The sequence below is a fragment of the Streptomyces sp. NPDC087901 genome (assembly GCF_044742205.1).
Classification (GTDB): domain Bacteria; phylum Actinomycetota; class Actinomycetes; order Streptomycetales; family Streptomycetaceae; genus Streptomyces.
The window spans coordinates 308,080-325,557 of the sequence record NZ_JBIUUC010000006.1 but is presented as its reverse complement, the minus strand read 5'-3'; the positions used below and the strand labels follow the sequence as shown (position 1 = coordinate 325,557).

15 protein-coding genes and 1 riboswitch are annotated in these 17,478 nt (G+C 70.6%); of the genes, 8 read left to right on the top strand and 7 right to left on the bottom strand.

Features of this window, described 5'->3' with window-relative positions; genetic code table 11:
- Window positions 1-11: 11 nt before the first annotated feature.
- The 3 genes from ACIOEW_RS21675 (at window position 12) to ACIOEW_RS21665 (ending at window position 3,221) form a co-directional block, all read left to right on the top strand.
- Entirely contained in the window at window positions 12-1,217 is a 1,206-nt protein-coding gene (locus tag ACIOEW_RS21675) for a sensor histidine kinase (protein WP_401965164.1), read from the top strand.
- A complete protein-coding gene (locus ACIOEW_RS21670) occupies window positions 1,214-1,942 on the top strand; it encodes a response regulator (protein WP_401965163.1) in 729 nt (242 codons plus the stop codon). Before ACIOEW_RS21675 ends, ACIOEW_RS21670 begins: the two co-directional genes overlap by 4 nt.
- Window positions 1,943-2,018: 76 nt before the next feature.
- Window positions 2,019-3,221, top strand: coding sequence for a serine hydrolase domain-containing protein (locus ACIOEW_RS21665; RefSeq protein WP_401965162.1), 1,203 nt, complete (start codon window positions 2,019-2,021; stop codon window positions 3,219-3,221).
- A gap of 1 nt (window position 3,222) precedes the next feature.
- Here ACIOEW_RS21665 and ACIOEW_RS21660 read toward each other — a convergent pair whose 3' ends face one another.
- The 3 genes from ACIOEW_RS21660 to ACIOEW_RS21650 all read right to left on the bottom strand — a co-directional run bounded on the left by ACIOEW_RS21660 (window position 3,223) and on the right by ACIOEW_RS21650 (window position 6,726).
- Window positions 3,223-3,768 carry a hypothetical protein gene (locus tag ACIOEW_RS21660; RefSeq protein ID WP_362550317.1) on the bottom strand — a complete coding sequence of 182 codons (546 nt, stop codon included), beginning with the start codon at window positions 3,766-3,768 and terminating at the stop codon, window positions 3,223-3,225.
- A 54-nt stretch (window positions 3,769-3,822) separates the two neighbouring features.
- Complete coding sequence (locus ACIOEW_RS21655) at window positions 3,823-4,986, bottom strand: PotD/PotF family extracellular solute-binding protein (RefSeq protein WP_401965214.1); 1,164 nt, start codon at window positions 4,984-4,986, stop codon at window positions 3,823-3,825.
- A 300-nt stretch (window positions 4,987-5,286) separates the two neighbouring features.
- Entirely contained in the window at window positions 5,287-6,726 is a 1,440-nt protein-coding gene (locus ACIOEW_RS21650; RefSeq protein ID WP_401965161.1) for a gamma-aminobutyraldehyde dehydrogenase, read from the bottom strand.
- Between the two features lie 178 nt (window positions 6,727-6,904).
- Between ACIOEW_RS21650 and ACIOEW_RS21645 the strand changes: the two genes are divergently transcribed.
- The 5 genes from ACIOEW_RS21645 to ACIOEW_RS21625 all read left to right on the top strand — a co-directional run bounded on the left by ACIOEW_RS21645 (window position 6,905) and on the right by ACIOEW_RS21625 (window position 12,246).
- Entirely contained in the window at window positions 6,905-7,396 is a 492-nt protein-coding gene (locus ACIOEW_RS21645) for an Lrp/AsnC family transcriptional regulator (RefSeq protein WP_326739069.1), read from the top strand.
- On the top strand, window positions 7,381-8,760 hold the full coding sequence (locus ACIOEW_RS21640; RefSeq protein WP_362550310.1) for an aspartate aminotransferase family protein: 1,380 nt from the start codon (window positions 7,381-7,383) through the stop codon (window positions 8,758-8,760). The genes ACIOEW_RS21645 and ACIOEW_RS21640 overlap by 16 nt, the downstream gene beginning before the upstream one ends.
- A gap of 247 nt (window positions 8,761-9,007) precedes the next feature.
- Entirely contained in the window at window positions 9,008-9,745 is a 738-nt protein-coding gene (locus ACIOEW_RS21635; RefSeq protein ID WP_362550307.1) for an ATP-binding cassette domain-containing protein, read from the top strand.
- On the top strand, window positions 9,727-10,911 hold the full coding sequence (locus ACIOEW_RS21630) for a hypothetical protein (protein WP_401965160.1): 1,185 nt from the start codon (window positions 9,727-9,729) through the stop codon (window positions 10,909-10,911). The genes ACIOEW_RS21635 and ACIOEW_RS21630 overlap by 19 nt, the downstream gene beginning before the upstream one ends.
- A 213-nt stretch (window positions 10,912-11,124) precedes the next feature.
- Window positions 11,125-12,246, top strand: a complete 1,122-nt coding sequence (locus tag ACIOEW_RS21625; RefSeq protein ID WP_362550301.1) for a Rossmann fold nucleotide-binding protein — start codon at window positions 11,125-11,127, stop codon at window positions 12,244-12,246.
- Window positions 12,247-12,257: 11 nt separating this feature from the next.
- Here ACIOEW_RS21625 and ACIOEW_RS21620 read toward each other — a convergent pair whose 3' ends face one another.
- The 4 genes from ACIOEW_RS21620 to rlmN form a co-directional block, all read right to left on the bottom strand.
- Window positions 12,258-13,283 carry an ABC transporter ATP-binding protein gene (locus ACIOEW_RS21620; RefSeq protein WP_362550299.1) on the bottom strand — a complete coding sequence of 342 codons (1,026 nt, stop codon included), beginning with the start codon at window positions 13,281-13,283 and terminating at the stop codon, window positions 12,258-12,260.
- Window positions 13,284-13,285: 2 nt separating this feature from the next.
- The gene (locus ACIOEW_RS21615) at window positions 13,286-14,899 is read right to left on the bottom strand and encodes an ABC transporter permease (protein WP_401965213.1); all 1,614 of its coding nucleotides are present in this window, start codon (window positions 14,897-14,899) and stop codon (window positions 13,286-13,288) included.
- 86 nt (window positions 14,900-14,985) lie between these two features.
- Window positions 14,986-16,089: a thiamine ABC transporter substrate binding subunit gene (locus tag ACIOEW_RS21610; protein WP_401965159.1), complete on the bottom strand. Its 1,104-nt coding sequence runs from the start codon at window positions 16,087-16,089 to the stop codon at window positions 14,986-14,988.
- A gap of 80 nt (window positions 16,090-16,169) precedes the next feature.
- Window positions 16,170-16,286, bottom strand: a riboswitch (TPP riboswitch).
- Window positions 16,287-16,327: 41 nt separating this feature from the next.
- Window positions 16,328-17,434, bottom strand: coding sequence for a 23S rRNA (adenine(2503)-C(2))-methyltransferase RlmN (gene rlmN / locus ACIOEW_RS21605; protein WP_148021189.1), 1,107 nt, complete (start codon window positions 17,432-17,434; stop codon window positions 16,328-16,330).
- Between the last annotated feature and the right edge of the window lie 44 nt (window positions 17,435-17,478).

Genomic DNA, 17,478 nt, shown 5'->3' with positions numbered 1-17,478 from the left:
GCGTCGCCCCGATGCGCATACGAGACGTCACGGCGTGGGCGGGGCGGGCCGGCCCCCGCACCGTCGACCTCCTCATCGCTCTGCTGGTCCAGGCCGCCGTGACCATGCCGTTCGTCGTTCCGCGCGCCCCGGAACTGCCGGCCGCGACGTGGACGGCGTACGGGCTGACCACCCTGATGGTGCTGCCTCTGGTCGTCCGCCGCCGGGCACCGGTCGCGGTCCTCATCGCCGTACTCGCGGCGGGCGCCGTGTACCGGTTCGCCATCGACGGACCTGGCCAGCCGCTCCCGTACACCGGCCTCGTGGCCTTCTACACGGTGGCCGAACTCTCCTCGCCGCCGAAGCGGACCGGGATCGCGGTGCTCACGGCGCTGGGGGTGCTGGTCTCGGTCGGGGTCGACAGCGACGCGCTCAGGGAACTGCTCTTCTCCCTGTTCGTGTTCGCCGCGGCCTACGCCTTCGGCCGGCTCGCCGTGACGCGCAAGGCCTATCTGCGGGCCGTGGAGGACCGGGCCCGTCAGCTGGAGCTGACGCACCGCATCGAGGCGGAACAGGCGGCGGCCCGTGAACGGGCCCGGATCGCCCGGGAGATGCACGACATCCTTTCCCATGCGGTGAGCCTGATGATCGTGCAGGCGGAGGCCGGACCGGTGGCGGTGCGTACGGCACCTGAGCGTGCCGAGGCCGCCTTCGACGCGATCTCGGAGGCCGGCCGGGACGCGATGGCGCAGCTGCGCGGGATGCTCGGCGTGCTGCGCGAGAACGAAGGCGCACCGGACGCTCCCCGTGAGCCGCAGCCCGCACTGGCCGGACTGCCCGGTCTCGTGGACCGGGTGCGCGCCACCGGTCCGGCGGTCTCCTACGAGGTCACGGGCCGTCCCCGGCCGCCGGGACTCGCGGTCGAGGCCACCGTCTACCGGATCGTGCAGGAGGCCCTGACGAACGTGGTCAGGCACGCGGACGCGGCCGCGGTCCGCGTGCGGCTGGACCACGGGCCCGAGGCGCTGAACCTCACCGTCGCCGACGACGGACGCGGCCCCGGGGGCGGAGCAGGGCTGGGTCTGACCGGCATCCGGGAACGCGCCGCCGCTCACGGCGGCACGGCCCGCACCGGCCCGGGTCCGGACGGCCGGGGGTTCCTCGTCGCCGTTTCGTTCCCGCACCCGCGGGCCTGGCCGGAGCCCGAACCGGATCAACCGACTGGAGTGAAGAAGTGACGATCCGTGTGGTGGTGGCCGACGACCAGGAACTGGTGCGCAGCGGCTTCGCGATGATCCTGGACGCGCAGCCGGACATCGAGGTGGTGGCCGAGGCCGGCGACGGTGCCGCAGCGATCGAGGCGGTGCGGCGGCTGGCGCCCGAGGTGGCGCTGCTCGACATCCGGATGCCGGGCACGGACGGCATCGAGGCCTGCCGGACCATCAGCTCCGAGACCGGCTGCCGGACGGTCATGCTGACCACCTTCGACTCCGACGAGTACGTCTACGAGGCACTGCACGCGGGAGCGAGCGGCTTCCTGCTCAAGGACGTCCGCCGCGACGACCTGGTGCATGCGGTACGGGTGGTGGCCGCCGGGGACTCGCTGCTGGCGCCGTCGGTGGCGCGCCGGCTGATCGCCGAATACACCTCGCGCCCGGCATCCTCGGCCGTGCCACCGTCGGCGCGCCTGGACGCGCTGACCGCCCGGGAGCGCGAGACGCTGCTGCACCTGGCACGCGGGCTGTCGAACGCGGAGATCGCGGCGGCACTGGTCGTCAGCGAGCACACGGTGAAGACGCACGTCGGCAACGTGCTGTCCAAGCTGGGCCTGCGTGACCGGATCCAGGCGGTGATCTGCGCGTACGAGTGCGGTGTCGTCGCTCCCTCTCCGGAGGGAGGGACGGGGGCCGACTCCCTCGCGCAGGGGAGGAAGCCTCCCTCCGGGAACCCCTCGGTCGGGTGATCCGCCCGGGCGCCCGGTTCAACAGGATGGATTCCGTCACCAGTTGAGCCGAATCCCCGCCCAGGAGGCACCGGACATGAACACCCGCTCGACCCGCACCGTCATCGCAGCCGCACTGGTCCTCGGTATGGCCGCAGGCACCGCCTCACCCGCCCTGGCGGCGGCCGGCACCCCGGCGGCCGCCGCTCACGCCGTGCAGCGGGAAGCCGCCCGTGAGGCTCCGGACGCCGACGCCCTGCGGGCCGCGGTCTCCGGGCTCCCGAGCGCCGACACCACGGCCGCGCTGGTGCGGGTCGGGGGCACCGAGGGGACCTGGCGGGGCAGCGCCGGCGTCCACGACCTGGCCTCCGGGCGCCCGGCGGACCCGGACGGACGCTTCCGCGTGGGTTCGGTGACCAAGGTCTTCACGGCAGCCGTCGTACTGCAACTGGCCGGTGAGGGCCGGCTCGGCCTGGACCGCCCGGTCCGGCAGTATCTGCCGGAGCTGATCCCGGCGGCGTACGGGAAGGTCACGGTGCGCCAGCTCCTGAACCACACCAGCGGCATCCCGTCCGTGGCCCCGGGCTGGGGCGACACGCTGGAGGACGTCTACGCGCACCGCTTCGACCTGATCGACCCGGCGGACGTCGTACGCGAAGCCACGTCGCACGAGCCGGACTTCGCGCCCGGTACCCAGCAGCACTACGCCAACATCGGCTACACCGTGGCGGGGCTGCTGATCGAGAAGGTCACCGGTGACGCGTACGCCTCGCAGGTATCCCACCGCATCCTGGAGCCCCTGCACCTGAAGGACACCTATTTCCCCGGCACCGATCCGTCGATCCGCGGACCGCACAACCTCGGCTACCAGCTCTTCGGCACGACAGGTGAGCTGCGCGATGTGACGGTGTGGGGGACGAGCGACGCCTGGGCGGCGGGGGACCTGATCTCGACCACCGCCGATCTGGAGCACTTCACCCGGGCACTGTTCGGCGGCCGGGTGGTGCGCGGGCCGCTGCTCCGGGCGATGTTCACGCTGCCCGATTCGTCGGTGCGCGAGTACGGCACGGGCGGGCCCGCGGCGTTCGGCGCGGGTCTCTCCGTGATGACGCTGGGCGGCCGTCAGGTCTGGGGGAAGACGGGTGGCCGCTGGGGCTACAACACGGCCATCGCGGCCACCCCAGATCTCTCCCGGACTCTCGTCTACAGCGTCAACTCGACGGATGCCAAGGGGTCGGACATGAATCGCACGGCGCTGGGCATCGTGGTGGCCGCGTTCGGTGCCCCGTCGGCCGGGTGACTCAGACCGCCGGAGCGGCGTCCTGCGCGGGGATCGGCTCCGGTGTCCGCTCGATGGTCTCCAGCCGCTTGATCATGCGGTGCACGATCAGGAGTGGGATCACCCCGATGACGCCGAACGACATGTCGATGACCGACCACCAGAAGGGAATGCCGCGAATCGGTCCGCAGATCAGCGCGAGCGGGATGATCCCGGCGCAGGCGATCATGCCGAACTCGATGACCCAGATGTTGCGGACCGGATCGCGGTAGGGGCCGTAGAAGGCGACCGCGATCACGAGGTGGGCGAAGGCCAGCCAGTCGGTGCCGTAGAGCACGAACGGGTACTCGGCGTCGGCCGTGTCGAGCCCGGTCCGGACGCGGGTGATCCACTCCATCAGGGCGGGGAAGTGTCCGGGGACGGGCGAGGCCGAGGAGCTCAGCAGATCCTCGGCCCAGCGCAGTTCGTGGACGAGCGGGAAGGCGGTCAGCCCGCTCAGTACCAGACAGACGATGAAGACGGCCAACCACACGCGTATACGCCTCCGCAGGGCGCTTCGCTCGCTCATGTCCGCAGCGTACGCCCGGGTTTACCGGCCCTTTACGCCACCCCTGGCAGGGCTTCACAAGCCGACGATGGAGTTCCATTTCTTGGCGAACTCGGTGCGCTCCTCGGAGGTGATGTCCCGGGCGATGGCGAGCCGCTTGCGCATGGCGTCGTCGGGGAAGATCAGCGGGTCCTCGGCGAGCGCGGCGGTCTCCTCGTCCTTGGAGGAGGCGAGCACCTCGCGTGCGGCCGGCACCGGGCAGACGTAGTTGACCCAGGTGGCGAGCTCGGCGGCGACCTCGGGCTCGTAGTAGTAGTCGATGAGCTTCTCGGCATTGCGCTTGTGGCGGGCGAGGTTGGGGATCATGAGCGATTCCGCCCAGAGTTCCGCCCCTTCCTCGGGCACCACGAACTCGATCTCGGGATTGTCCGCCTGGAGCTGGATGACGTCGCCGGAGTAGGCCTGGCAGGCGAGCACGTCCCCGGTGGAGAGGTCCTTGATGTAGTCGTTGCCGGTGAAACGGCGGATGTGCTTCGACTTCACCAGCTTCTCCACCTGGTCGCAGATCTCGTAGAAGTCGTCGCGCTTCCAGCGGGTGATGTCGACGCCGTTGCCCTGCATCAGCAGCGCGAAGGACTCGTCGAGCCCGGACAGCAGCGTCATCCTGCCGCGCAGGTCGTCCGCCCACAGGTCGCTCGTGTGCTTGATCTCCCGGCCCAGCTTCTTGCGGTTGTACGCGATGCCGGTGATCCCGGACTGCCAGGGCACGCTGTGCATCCGGCCCTTGTCGAAGGCGGGCGAACGCAGTTGCGGGTCGAGGTACTTCGTCACGTTGGGCTGCGCGGCCCTGTCCATCTCCTGGACCCAGCCGAGCCGGACGAAGCGTGCGGCCATCCAGTCGCTGATGACGATCAGGTCGCGGCCGGTCTGCTGGTGGTTCATCAGGGCCGGGCTGATCTTGCCGAAGAACTCGTCGTTGTCGTTGATCTCCTCGGTGTACGTGACGGAGATCCCGGTGCGCTTGCTGAACGCGTCGAGGGTGGGCCGCTTCGACTCGTTCTCGTCGTCGGTGTCGATGTAGAGCGGCCAGTTGGCGAAGTGCAGGGCGTGGTCGCCTGCGGAGTAGTCGCGTCCGGCACGGTCACCCGGCTCCACATAGGCGGCGGGCACTCCGCAGCCGGCCAGCGTGACGCCGGCCGCTCCCGCCCCGAAGGCGCGGAGCAGGGACCGGCGGGACATGGGGTGGTTCGGGATCGCTCGCACCTGCGCAGGATGCCGGTCCGCCGGTCCGGCGGGCAATGGACCAACCGTCCAGCGGCACGCGCCCCCCGCGCACACCCTGTCGAGGGCGGACGGGACCCGGAAACGGGGGTACGGGCCCTGGAGACCCGGATACGGGCCCCGGGAGCACGGATACGGCCCCCGGGCACTCGCACAGTGCGCCCGGGGGCCGTATCCGTACCGATGGCCGCGACGGTCGGTCGACGGCTTCAGGCGACGGGCTTCAGGCGTAAGCCGTCAGCCGTCAGCCGTCAGCCGTCAGCCGTCGAGCGAGGTCATGACGTGCTTGATGCGGGTGTAGTCCTCGAAGCCGTAGGCGGAGAGGTCCTTGCCGTAGCCGGACTTCTTGAATCCGCCGTGCGGCATCTCGGCGACCAGCGGGATGTGGGTGTTGATCCACACGCAGCCGAAGTCGAGGTTCTTGGACATCCGCATGGCGCGGGAGTGGTCCTTGGTCCACACCGAGGAGGCCAGCGCGTACTCGACGCCGTTCGCCCACTCCAGGGCCTGTGCCTCGTCCGCGAAGGACTGGACGGTGATGACGGGGCCGAAGACCTCGTTCTGGATGATCTCGTCGTCCTGCTTGAGCCCGGAGACGACGGTCGGGGCGTAGAAGTAGCCCTTCTCGCCGACCCGGTGGCCGCCGGCCTCGACCTTGGCGTGGGCGGGGAGGCGCTCGATGAAGCCGCTGACCTGGGCCAGCTGGTTGGCGTTGTTGAGCGGGCCGTAGAGCACGTCCTCGTCGTCCGGTTGCCCGGTCTTCGTGTCGGCGGCGGCCTTGGCCAGTGCGGTGACGAACTCGTCGTGGATGGACTCGTGGACCAGGACGCGGGTCGCGGCCGTGCAGTCCTGACCGGCGTTGAAGTAGCCCGCGACCGAGATGTCCTCCACGGCCTTGGCGATGTCGGTGTCCTCGAAGACGACGACGGGAGCCTTGCCGCCGAGCTCCAGGTGAACGCGCTTGACGTCCTTGGCGGCGGACTCGGCGACCTGCATGCCGGCCCGGACCGAACCGGTGATGGAGGCCATGGCCGGGGTCCGGTGCTCGACCATCGCGCGGCCGGTGTCACGGTCGCCGCAGATGACGTTGAAGACGCCCTTCGGCAGGATCTGCCCGATGATCTCGGCGATCAGCACGGTGGACGCCGGCGTGGTGTCGGACGGCTTGATGACGACGGTGTTGCCCGCGGCGAGCGCCGGGGCGAACTTCCAGACGGCCATCATCATCGGGTAGTTCCACGGCGCGACCTGCGCGCAGACACCGACCGGCTCGCGGCGGACGATGGAGGTCAGCCCCTCCATGTACTCGCCGGCCGAACGGCCCTCCAACAGCCGGGCGGCACCCGCGAAGAAGCGGATCTGGTCCACCATCGGCGGGATCTCTTCGGTACGGGTCAGCCCGAGCGGCTTGCCGGTGTTCTCGGACTCGGCCGCGATGAGGTCCTCGGCGCGCTCCTCGAAGGCGTCCGCGATCTTCAGCAGGGCGCGCTGGCGTTCGGCGGGGGTGGCGTCGCGCCACGCGGGGAAGGCAGCGGCGGCGGCGTCCATGGCGGCGTCGACATCGGCCTCGCCGGACAGCGGGGAGGTCGCGTAGACCTCCTCCGTCACCGGGTTGACCACATCGATGGTCCGCCCGTCGGCGGCGTCCCGGAACTCTCCGTTGATGTAGTTGCGCAGACGGCGCACCTCGGTGGTCACAACCACCCCTCCTGTCGACACGTCCAATGGGTGAGACACCCAGCCTAGTCGCATGGGTAACGGTTTCGACATACCCAACCGCCGCCAACTTCGGATTCAGTGAGATCTGAGCCCTTCAACAACGAATTTCATCGATCTGGGGTTGCGAGACAGACGAGTCCCGGTGCAGAGTGGCTCTGTGGCCAGTCGCAGCGCAGACTCCAGGACCGGGAACGGATCGTCCCCAGCGGTCGATGCCGTGTCCCTCGCAATCATCGAGCAGCTCCAGGAGGACGGGCGTCGCCCGTACGCCGCGATCGGCAAGGCCGTGGGCCTGTCCGAGGCGGCCGTGCGCCAGCGCGTGCAGAAGCTGCTCGACCAGGGCGTGATGCAGATCGTCGCCGTCACCGACCCGCTCACCGTGGGATTCCGGCGACAGGCGATGGTCGGGATCAATGTCGAGGGCGACCTCGACCCCGTCGCGGAGGCCCTGTCGGCCATGACCGAATGCGAGTACGTGGTGATGACCGCGGGCTCCTTCGACCTGATGGTGGAGATCGTCTGCGAGGACGACGACCACCTGCTGGAGACGATCAACAAACGCATCCGGGCGATACCCGGTGTGCGCTCCACCGAGAGCTTCGTCTACCTCAAGCTCAAGAAGCAGACCTATATGTGGGGAACCCGATAGCCGTGAGCAAGGACCTCAGCCGGACCGCGTACGACCACCTGTGGATGCACTTCACCCGCATGTCGGACTACGAGAACGCGCCCGTTCCCACCATCGTGCGTGGCGAGGGCACCTACATCTACGACGACCAGGGCAAGCGCTACCTCGACGGGCTGTCCGGCCTGTTCGTGGTCAACGCCGGTCACGGCCGTCACGAGCTTGCCGAGGCCGCGTACAAGCAGGCGCAGGAACTGGCCTTCTTCCCGGTGTGGTCCTACGCCCACCCGAAGGCCGTCGAACTGGCCGAGCGCCTCGCGGACTACGCCCCGGGCGACCTCAACAAGGTCTTCTTCACCACCGGTGGCGGCGAGGCCGTCGAGACCGCCTGGAAGCTGGCCAAGCAGTACTTCAAGCTCAAGGGCAAGCCGACCAAGTACAAGGTCATCTCGCGTGCGGTCGCCTACCACGGCACCCCGCAGGGCGCCCTGTCCATCACCGGTCTGCCGGCCCTCAAGGCCCCCTTCGAGCCGCTGGTCCCCGGCGCGCACAAGGTCCCGAACACCAACATCTACCGCGCCCCGCTCTTCGGCGACGACCCGGAGGCCTTCGGCCGCTGGGCCGCCGACCAGATCGAGCAGGAGATCCTCTTCGAAGGCGCGGACACCGTCGCGGCCGTCTTCCTGGAGCCCGTACAGAACGCGGGCGGCTGCTTCCCGCCCCCGCCCGGCTACTTCCAGCGCGTCCGCGAGATCTGCGACCGGCACGACGTGCTGCTCGTCTCCGACGAGGTCATCTGCGCCTTCGGCCGCCTCGGCACGATGTTCGCGTGCGACAAGTTCGGCTACGTGCCGGACATGATCACCTGCGCCAAGGGCATGACCTCGGGTTACTCGCCGATCGGTGCCTGCATCATCTCGGACAAGCTCGCCGAGCCGTTCTACGAGGGCGACAACACCTTCCTGCACGGCTACACCTTCGGCGGCCACCCGGTCTCCGCGGCGGTCGGCCTCGCCAACCTGGACATCTTCGAGCGCGAGGGCCTCAACCAGCACGTCCTCGACAACGAGAACGCCTTCTTCACCACGCTGCAGAAGCTGCACGACCTGCCGATCGTCGGCGACGTCCGCGGCAACGGCTTCTTCTACGGCATCGAGCTGGTGAAGGACAAGGTCACCAAGGAGACGTTCACCGACGAGGAGACAGAGCGCGTCCTGTACGGCTTCCTCTCCAAGGCGCTGTACGACAACGGCCTGTACTGCCGGGCCGACGACCGCGGCGACCCGGTCGTCCAGCTCGCCCCGCCGCTCATCTCCGACCAGTCCACCTTCGACGAGATCGAGGGCATCCTCCGGTCCGTCCTGACGGAGGCCTGGACGAAGCTCTGACCCGGAGCCCCTCGTTCGGCTCAGGCTTGACCACCGCTTGACCGTCCCGCGAGGGACCCTCCAGCGGTCATTTCATACGGTCCACGCGGCCCGGATGCGCCCATTCGAGTGGGAAGAAGCGCACCCGGGCCGCGTGCCGTGCGCACGCCGTGATCCGAGTCCTTACGGTGCCGAGTGACCGATCGGCCCCGCCTTCGTTCCCCCGTACGGGGGAACGGGATATCTGATCTGAACCGAGGTGTACGCCATGGTGGCCCCGCCGGACAACGACGTGATCTGGGCGCGTTCCCTGCAGCACTCCCACAACGGCTCACCCGCACTCGGCGGGGTCTCCCTGGGCATCCGCGACGGCGAGATCCTCGCGGTCACCGGCCCGCGCGGCAGCGGCAAGACAACTCTGTTGCACTGCCTCTCCGGCCAACTCGTGCCCCAGCAGGGCGAGGTGTGGTTCAACAGCGTCCCCGTCCACACCATGGGCCCACGGCTGCGCGAGCGGCTGCGCCGCGACAAGTTCGGCTGGATCGCCCCCGAACCCCAGCTCGTGCCGGAACTGAACACGTGGGAGAACACCGCCCTGCCGCTGATGCTGCGCGGCACCGGGCATCGGGAGGCCAAGAAGGCCGCCATGGAGTGGCTGGAGCGCCTCGACATCGGCATGTGCGCACGGAAGCGGCCGCACACCCTCCAGCAGGCCCAACGGCAGCGGATCGCGGTGGCCCGCGCACTGGCCGCCGCGCCCTCGGTGATCTTCGCCGACGAACCGACCGCCACGCTGCACCGCACCGACCGTGCTCACGTCCTGCGCACCCTCACCAGCGCGGCCCGTTCGCACGGCATCACGGTGGTGCTCGCCACGCACGACGCGGAGATCGCCGCACTCGCCGACCGCGTGGTTCCGCTGCTGGACGGACGCCGGGTCGCCACGGTCGCCCTGCCCGCCGTGACCGACACGGAGGGCCGCGCGGCGTGCTCGCTCTCCGTCTAGCCCGCGGTTCCCATCCACTGGTCCTGATGCGGCGACTGCTCGTCGCGGCCGCCTCCGCCGGGGTCGGCTTCCTCCTGCTGTGCACGCTCGGTTACGCCTCGGGGCACCCGGCACACTCCGCCGGCTCCGTGCTGCGGCTGCTGTGGTGCTTCGTACCGCTCGCCGCCACGGTGCAGTTCGCGGTCGCGGTGGCACGTACGGACCCGAGCACCCGCCCGCGCGCCGGGCTGTCCGCCGTCGGCCTCGGCCCGGTGCGGCTCAGCATGCTCGCCGCGGTCTCCACCGCCGTCTCGTGCACCCTCGGCTCGATGGTGGCGCTGCTCTTCTTCCTCCACCTGCGCGGCGACCTGTCCGGCCTGCCGTTCGACGGTGCGGCGGCCGGGCTGCTCGGCGCCGAGGCACCCCTGCCCCTGGCCGCTGTCCTCGTACTCCTGACCCTGGTGCCCGCGGCCGCCGCGACGGCGAGCGCGCTGGCGCTGCGCACCAGGCCGGTGCGGTCCGCGGGCGCGCCGGAGGACACCGAGGACCTGGTGCCCGAGGAGCGGATCCCCGCCCCTGCGGCGCCGCCTGCCGGGCTGCCGTGGGGCGTGGCCCTGACGTCCGCCGGACTCGCCGTCGAGGCGTACGCGAACCTCGGCGCGCCCGGCAGCCCCTTTCCGCTCCCCGGAAAGCTCGACTCCACACCCGCCTGGGTACTGGTGGGATGGACCCTGACAGCGATCGGTCTGGCCACGGCGGGCCCGGGGCTGACCTACCTGTGCGGGCGCCTGCTGCAGACGATGCGCCCCGGAGCCGTACGCCTGCTGGCGGGCCGGGTCCTGATGGACGAGGCGCACCGGATCGGCCGGCCGCTGGGGGTCGTCTGCGCGGTCCTGTCCGCGGTCATCGCCGTGTTCGCGCTGTACGGGACGGGGCCGCGGCCCTTCGGCCCGCTCACCGCACTCGGCGCGGTGCTCGTCATCGGCTGCACCACCGCAACGCTGCTGACCTCCGCACTGGAGGCGAAGCAGGCCCGCGCCGAGACGGCACGGGCCCTGCTGCGGCTCGGCGCACCGGCCTCGGCGCTTCGCGCCGCGACGGCGCTGCGCGCAGCCGCCCTGCTGCTCGTGTTCGCCCCGCTGACCTGGGCGATCGCCGAGCTGGCCGCACTGCCGCTGACCGCCTGAACGGACTCCGGCGGGGCGCGGACCGGCCGGTCCTCAGGTCCTGTCCGGGGTGGCGATGCCCCGGGCTCACGGGACGTGGCATGTGCGCTCGCCGCGTTGCCGGGGCACCCTCGCAGCTCGGGTACGGGGGGCCTGCCGGCACCTCGCGATCGCCCGCATCACACCCGCTCCCTGATCCGGATCACCACCCTGGACAGGACCTAGCATGAGGGAGTGGAGACCCCGCAGGACAGCCCGCCCGTACCCGGCACCGAGATCGAGTCGCTCGCAGAGTTCGACGCGGCGGTCGCCGCTGGTTCGCTGGCGGGCCACCGCGTCCAGTCCGTCGACCTGACGGGCCGCAGCGCGGCGCTGCTGGCCGCCGACACCTCCGGCACCGTCTTCCTCGGCTGCCGGATGGAACCCGGCGCGGCCGAGAAGGTGCGGGCCGACGGCGCGGTCGTCTTCCCCCCGGTGCCGGGGCTCCCCTTCGACCCGTACCGCGGTCTGCTCTACTCCCCCGACGCGCTCTACGCCGGGCTGACGAAGGGCGGTTACGAGGCGACGCCCGACGCCCGCGCCTACCGCTGGTTCCAGCGCACGCGGTCGAACGGTGACGCGTTCGCGTCGATGCTGCGCGCGCTCCACGACGACGCGGTCTCCGACGCGCTGGACGAACTCCTCGCCGGCGCCCGGGTCGTCGGCGTGATGGGCGGCCACGCGACGCCCCGCGGCAGCGCCCCGTACGCGGCAGCGGCCCGCCTCGGCAGGACACTGGCCCGCAGCGGGCTGACGGTTGCCACCGGCGGCGGGCCGGGCGCGATGGAGGCGGCGAACCTCGGCGCCTACGCGGCGGCGCATCCCGACGCCATGCTGGACAAGGCCTGCGAACTCCTCGGCACGGCGCCTTCGTTCACCCCGTCGGTCACCGACTGGGCGCTGGCGGCGTTCGGCGTGCGGGAGCGCTGGCCGGACGGCGGCGGCTCCGTGTCGATCCCCACCTGGTTCTACGGCCACGAGCCGCCGAACCCGTTCGCCGACCGCATCGCCAAGTACTTCGCCAACGCCCTGCGCGAGGACGGTCTGCTGGCCCGCTCGACCGCGGGCGTGATCTTCCTGCCGGGCGCGGCCGGCACCGTCCAGGAGATCTTCGACAGCACCACTCCGAACTACTACGGGTCACGCGGTGAGCCGTCCCCGATGGTGCTGGTCGGCCGTGATCACTGGACGCGGGAGCTACCCGCGTGGCCGCTGCTCCGGGCCCTCGCGGCGGGCCGGCCGATGGAGTCGCGCATCGCACTCGTCGACACGGTGGAGGAAGCGCCCGAGGCGCTCGCGCGACTGTCGTCGACGTAGGACGCGGCCGGTCAGAAGACGGCCGGCAGCACGACGCTCTCCGCCGCGGCAAAGGTCACGCCGACCTGCGCGCCCTCGTCCGGAGTGCTGTTCAGCGGACACTCCGCGTCCAGGACCGGGCCGTGCTCGGGGCGCAGCTTCACCGCGACGTGGTTGCCGCGGAAGGTGCGGGCGCCCACGGTGCAGCGCAGCCCGTCCTGCGGGCCGCCGATCAGGACGCCGGCCGGACGCACCAGCAGATCGCAGGCCCCCTGCGGTGAACCGGCCGGCACCGGCACCTTGCCCCAGTCCGTGTCCGCCGCCTCGCCGGTGACCGTCGCCTCCACCACGTTGTCGAAGCCGAGGAAGCGGGCGACGAAGGCGGAGGCCGGGCGCTGCCAGACCTCCAGGGGGGTGCCCACCTGGGCGATGCGTCCGTCGCGCATCACGACGACCCGGTCGGCCAGCGCGAAGGCCTCGCCCTGGTCGTGCGTGACGGCGAGCACCGTCGTGCCCAACCGGGCGAAGAGCGTGCGCAGTTCGACGACGAGGCGTTCACGCAGGCTGCGGTCCAGCTGGCCGAGCGGTTCGTCCAGCATCAGCAGCTTCGGCCGGGGCGCGAGTGCCCGGGCGAGGGCGACGCGCTGCTGCTCGCCGCCCGAGAGCGCGGCCACGGCGCGGCGCTCGGCGCCGGGGAGCCCCACCAGGTCGAGCAGTCCGGTGACCTTGCGCTCCTGCTCACCCCGGCTCACGCCATGCATCCGCAGCCCGAAGGCGACGTTGGCGCCGACGTCCCGGTGCGGGAACAGCTGGTGATCCTGGAACATCAGGCCGAGCCCCCGCCGGTGCACCGGCACCCCGTCCTGGTCCGCTCCGTCGAGCAGCACCCGGCCGCCGTCCAGGCTCTGAAGTCCGGCGACCACCCGCAGCAGCGTCGACTTCCCGCTGCCGCTCGGCCCCAGCACACAGACGATCTCGTGGTCTGCGACCTCCAGGTCCACCGCCTCCAGCGCCGTCCGCTCGCCGAATCGCACTGTGGCCGATTCGAGTGTCAGCATCTCTAGAACTCCCCGGATCGGTCGGTGCGGATACGTTCGAGGAGCAGCAGCGACACCGCGCACACGAGCATCAGAATGGTGCTGAGGGCCATCGCCTGTCCGTAGTTGAGCTCCCCGGACCGCCCCAGGAGCCGGGCGACGGCCACCGGCAGCGTCGGGTTGTCCGGCCGCGCGATGAACACGGTGGCCCCGAACTCACCGAGCGACACGGCGAACGCGAAGCCGGCGGCGACCAGCAGCGCCCGGCGCACCAGCGGCAGGTCCACCTCGCGCCAGGCCCGCAAGGGCGAGGCGCCCAGCACCGCGGCGGCCTCGCGCAGCCGGCCGTCCACCGCTCTCAGGACCGGCAGCATCGTGCGTACGACGAACGGCACTCCGACCAGCGCCTGGGCGAGCGGCACCAGGATCCAGGAGGTCCGCAGGTCCAGCGGCGGTTCGTCGAGGGTGATCAGGAAGCCGAAGCCGACGGTGACGGCGGAGACCCCGAGCGGCAGCATCAGCAGCGCGTCGAAGCCCCGGACGAGCCGGCCCGCCTTCCGGGTCAGGGCAGCCGCGGCCAGTCCGCCGACGACCAGCGCGATTGCTGTCGCGACCAGGGCGTACCGCATCGAGTTCCAGATCGCTTCGATCGGCGCGACCAGGAAGGTACCGCTGTTGGCCTCCGCCGATCCGAGGGCGCGGTAGTACGCGAATCCGTGGCCGCCGGACACGTCGAGCGAGCGCTCCACCAGGACGGCGAGCGGCAGCAGAATCAGTACCAGTACGGTCAGCAGCACGCCGCCGAGAAGCGCCCACTGTCCCGCGCCGCGCGGCCTGCGGGCGGTCTGCGCCGGGTCGACCAGCTTCAGCGCGGTCTCCCTGCGCCGTACGGTCCAGGCGTGCACGGCGAGGATGGCGCCGACCGCGGCGAACTGCACCAGGGTCAGGACGGCGGCCGTGGGCAGGGCCAGCAGCTGCGCGGTCTGCCGGTAGATCTCCACCTCCAGCGTGGAGAACCCGGGGCCGCCGAGGATCTGGACGACGCCGAAGGAGGTGAAGGTGAAAAGGAAGACCATCAGCGCGGCAGCGGCCACCGCAGGGGCGAGCGCCGGAAGGGTGACACGGCGCCAAGCGGCGAAACGCCCCGCACCGAGAACCCGTGCGGCCTCCTCCTGCCGCGGGTCGAGCTGCGACCACAGTCCGCCGACGGTGCGGACGACGACGGCGTAGTTGAAGAAGACATGGGCCAGCAGGATCGCCCACACCGTGGTGTCGAGCCGTACGCCCCACAGCTCGTCGAGGAACCCGCCGCGGCCCAGCAGCGCGAGGAACGCGGTGCCGACGACAACGGTCGGCAGGACGAACGGCACGGTCACGATCGCCCGCAGCAGCTGCTTGCCCGGGAAGTCGAACCGGGCGAACACATAGGCGCCCGGCAGGGCGATCAGCAGGGTCAGGGCGGTCGAGGCGAGCGCCTGCCAGAGGGTGAACCAGAGGACGTCCTGGATGTCCGGCCGGCTCAGCACCTCGCCGAACCGTCCGAACTGCCACACCCCACCGTCCTTGAGTCCGCGTCCGACGATCGCGACGACGGGGTAGGCGAAGAACAGCGCGAAGAACGCGACGGGCACGGCCATCAGGCCGAGCCGCACCGCGCCCCCGCGCAGCGACCGGGCGCGCGCGGCCTTCCCGCGCGCGCCCGGTCCGCGTACGGGAGTCTTCGCTACTTCACTACGAGCGAGGACCATGACTGGACCCACTGCTCGCGGTTCTTGGCGATCTCGTCCGGGGCGACGGTCGTCGGCTTGTCGACCGTGGCGCCGAACTCCGTGAAGAGGTCCGGCACCTTCGCGCCCTTGGTGACCGGGCTGACGAACATGTTGAGCGGCATGTCCTCCTGGAACTTCTTGCCGATCAGGAAGTCCAGCAGGGCCTTGCCGCCCGCCTCGTTCTTCGCGCCGTCGAGCAGGCCGGCGAACTCGATCTGGCGGAAGCACGTCGCGGTGGCGACCCCGGTCGGGGCGGTCTTCGGCTGCGGGTCCGCGTACAGCACCTCGACGGGCGGGCTGGAGGCGTAGCTGACGACGAGCGGCCGGTCGGCCTTGGCCTTCTTGCCGCCGGCGGAGCCGGAGAACTCCTCGTTGTACGCCTGCTCCCAGCCGTCGACGACCTTGACGCCGTTGTCCTTCAGCTTCTTCCAGTAGTCCTGGTAGCCGTCCTCGCCATAGGTGGCGACGGTGCCGAGGAGGAAGCCGAGGCCCGGCGAGGAGGTCGCGGCGTTCTCGGTGACGAGGAGGTTCTTGTACGCGGGCTTCGCCAGGTCGTCGAAGGACTGCGGCGGCGCGAGCTTCCTGTCGGCGAAGTACTTCTTGTCGTAGTTGACGCAGATGTCGCCGGTGTCGATCGGGGTGACCCGGTGCTTCGAAGCGTCCAGCTGAACGTCGGCCGCGACCTGGTCGACCCCCTTCGCCTTGTACGAGGTGAACAGGCCGTTGTCGAGGGCGCGCGAGAGCAGGGTGTTGTCGACGCCGAAGAACACATCGCCTCGGGGCGATCCCTTGGTCAGGATCTCCTGGTTGAGGGCGGCGCCCGCGTCCCCGCTCTTCAGCACCTTGACGGTGTAGCCGGTCTCCCGGGTGAACTCCTTCAGCACGTCCTTGGAGGCGTTGAAGGAATCGTGGCTGACGAGGGTGACGGTCTTGGAGCCGGTGCCCTTGGTACCGCCGGTGCCGGCGGCCGAGTCGTCGGAGCTTCCGCATCCGGCGAGCGCGGTCGCGCCGAGCGCGGCGGCGACGGCCGTCACCGCGATCTTCTTGGTGGTGTTCATGTGATTCCTCCTGGGATGACCAGGAAGAGACGCGGCCCTGCCCGCACCGGCGAAAACCGGAAGCGGGCAGGGCGCAACAGCTTGAGTAAGGTCCGAACTTCCTACCCGGAATGACCCGGGCGAGGTTCAGAGGGTCTGCGGCCAACCTGTTCCTGGTGCCGCACTCTCAGCGCTGTGGCGCTCCCCTGTCGGAATATGAAGTTGATTTCGAGCCCAGGCTACACGCCCGGTTCCGGCCTCAGCGCTCGGATGCCGCCAGCTGTCCGCAGGCCCCGTCGATCTCCTGGCCGCGGGTGTCCCGGACGGTCACCGGCACCCCGTGGGCGGCGATCGCCTCGACGAAGGCCTTCTCGTCCTCGGGCCGCGAGGCGGTCCACTTCGAGCCGGGCGTCGGATTCAGCGGGATCAGGTTGACGTGGACCCGCTTGCCCTTGAGGAGCCGGCCCAGCCGGTCGCCCCGCCAAGCCTGGTCGTTGATGTCGCGGATCAGCGCGTACTCGATGGAGATGCGGCGGCCGGACTTCTCCGCGTACTCCCACGCGGCGTCCAGTACCTCGCGCACCTTCCACCGGGTGTTCACCGGCACAAGGGTGTCGCGCAGCTCGTCGTCCGGGGCGTGCAGCGAGACGGCGAGGCGGCACTTGAAGCCCTCGTCGGCGAAACGGAGCATCGCGGGGACGAGACCGACGGTGGAGACCGTGATCCCGCGCTGCGAGAGACCCAGCCCGTCGGGCTCGGGGTCGGTCAGCCGGCGGATCGCGCCGACCACACGGTTGTAGTTGGCGAGCGGCTCACCCATGCCCATGAAGACGATGTTGGAGAGCCGGGCCGGGCCGCCGGGGACCTCTCCGTCGCGCAGCGCGCGCATGCCGTCCACGATCTGGTGGACGATCTCGGCGGTCGACAGGTTGCGGTCGAGACCTGCCTGTCCGGTGGCGCAGAACGGGCAGTTCATGCCGCAGCCGGCCTGCGAGGAGATGCACATCGTGACGCGCTCGGGGTAGCGCATCAGGACGGACTCGACCAGCGTCCCGTCGTGCAGCTTCCACAGCGTCTTGCGGGTGGTGTCGTCGTCGCAGCTGATGTGCCGGACCACGGACATCAGATCGGGGAACAACGCCTCGGCGAGCTTGTCCCGCGATCCGGCCGGGATGTTGGTCCACTCCGACGGGTCGTGCGCGTACCGCGCGAAGTAGTGCTGCGAGAGCTGCTGGGCGCGGAAGGGCTTCTCGCCGGTCGCGGCGACGGCTTCCTTGCGCTCGGCGGGCGTGAGGTCGGCGAGGTGCCGCGGCGGCTTCTTGGCTCCGCGGGGCGCGACGAAAGTGAGTTCTCCGGGCTTAGGCATGGTTCATCCAGTGTCGCAGACAGAACAGTGAGGGCCCGCCGCCC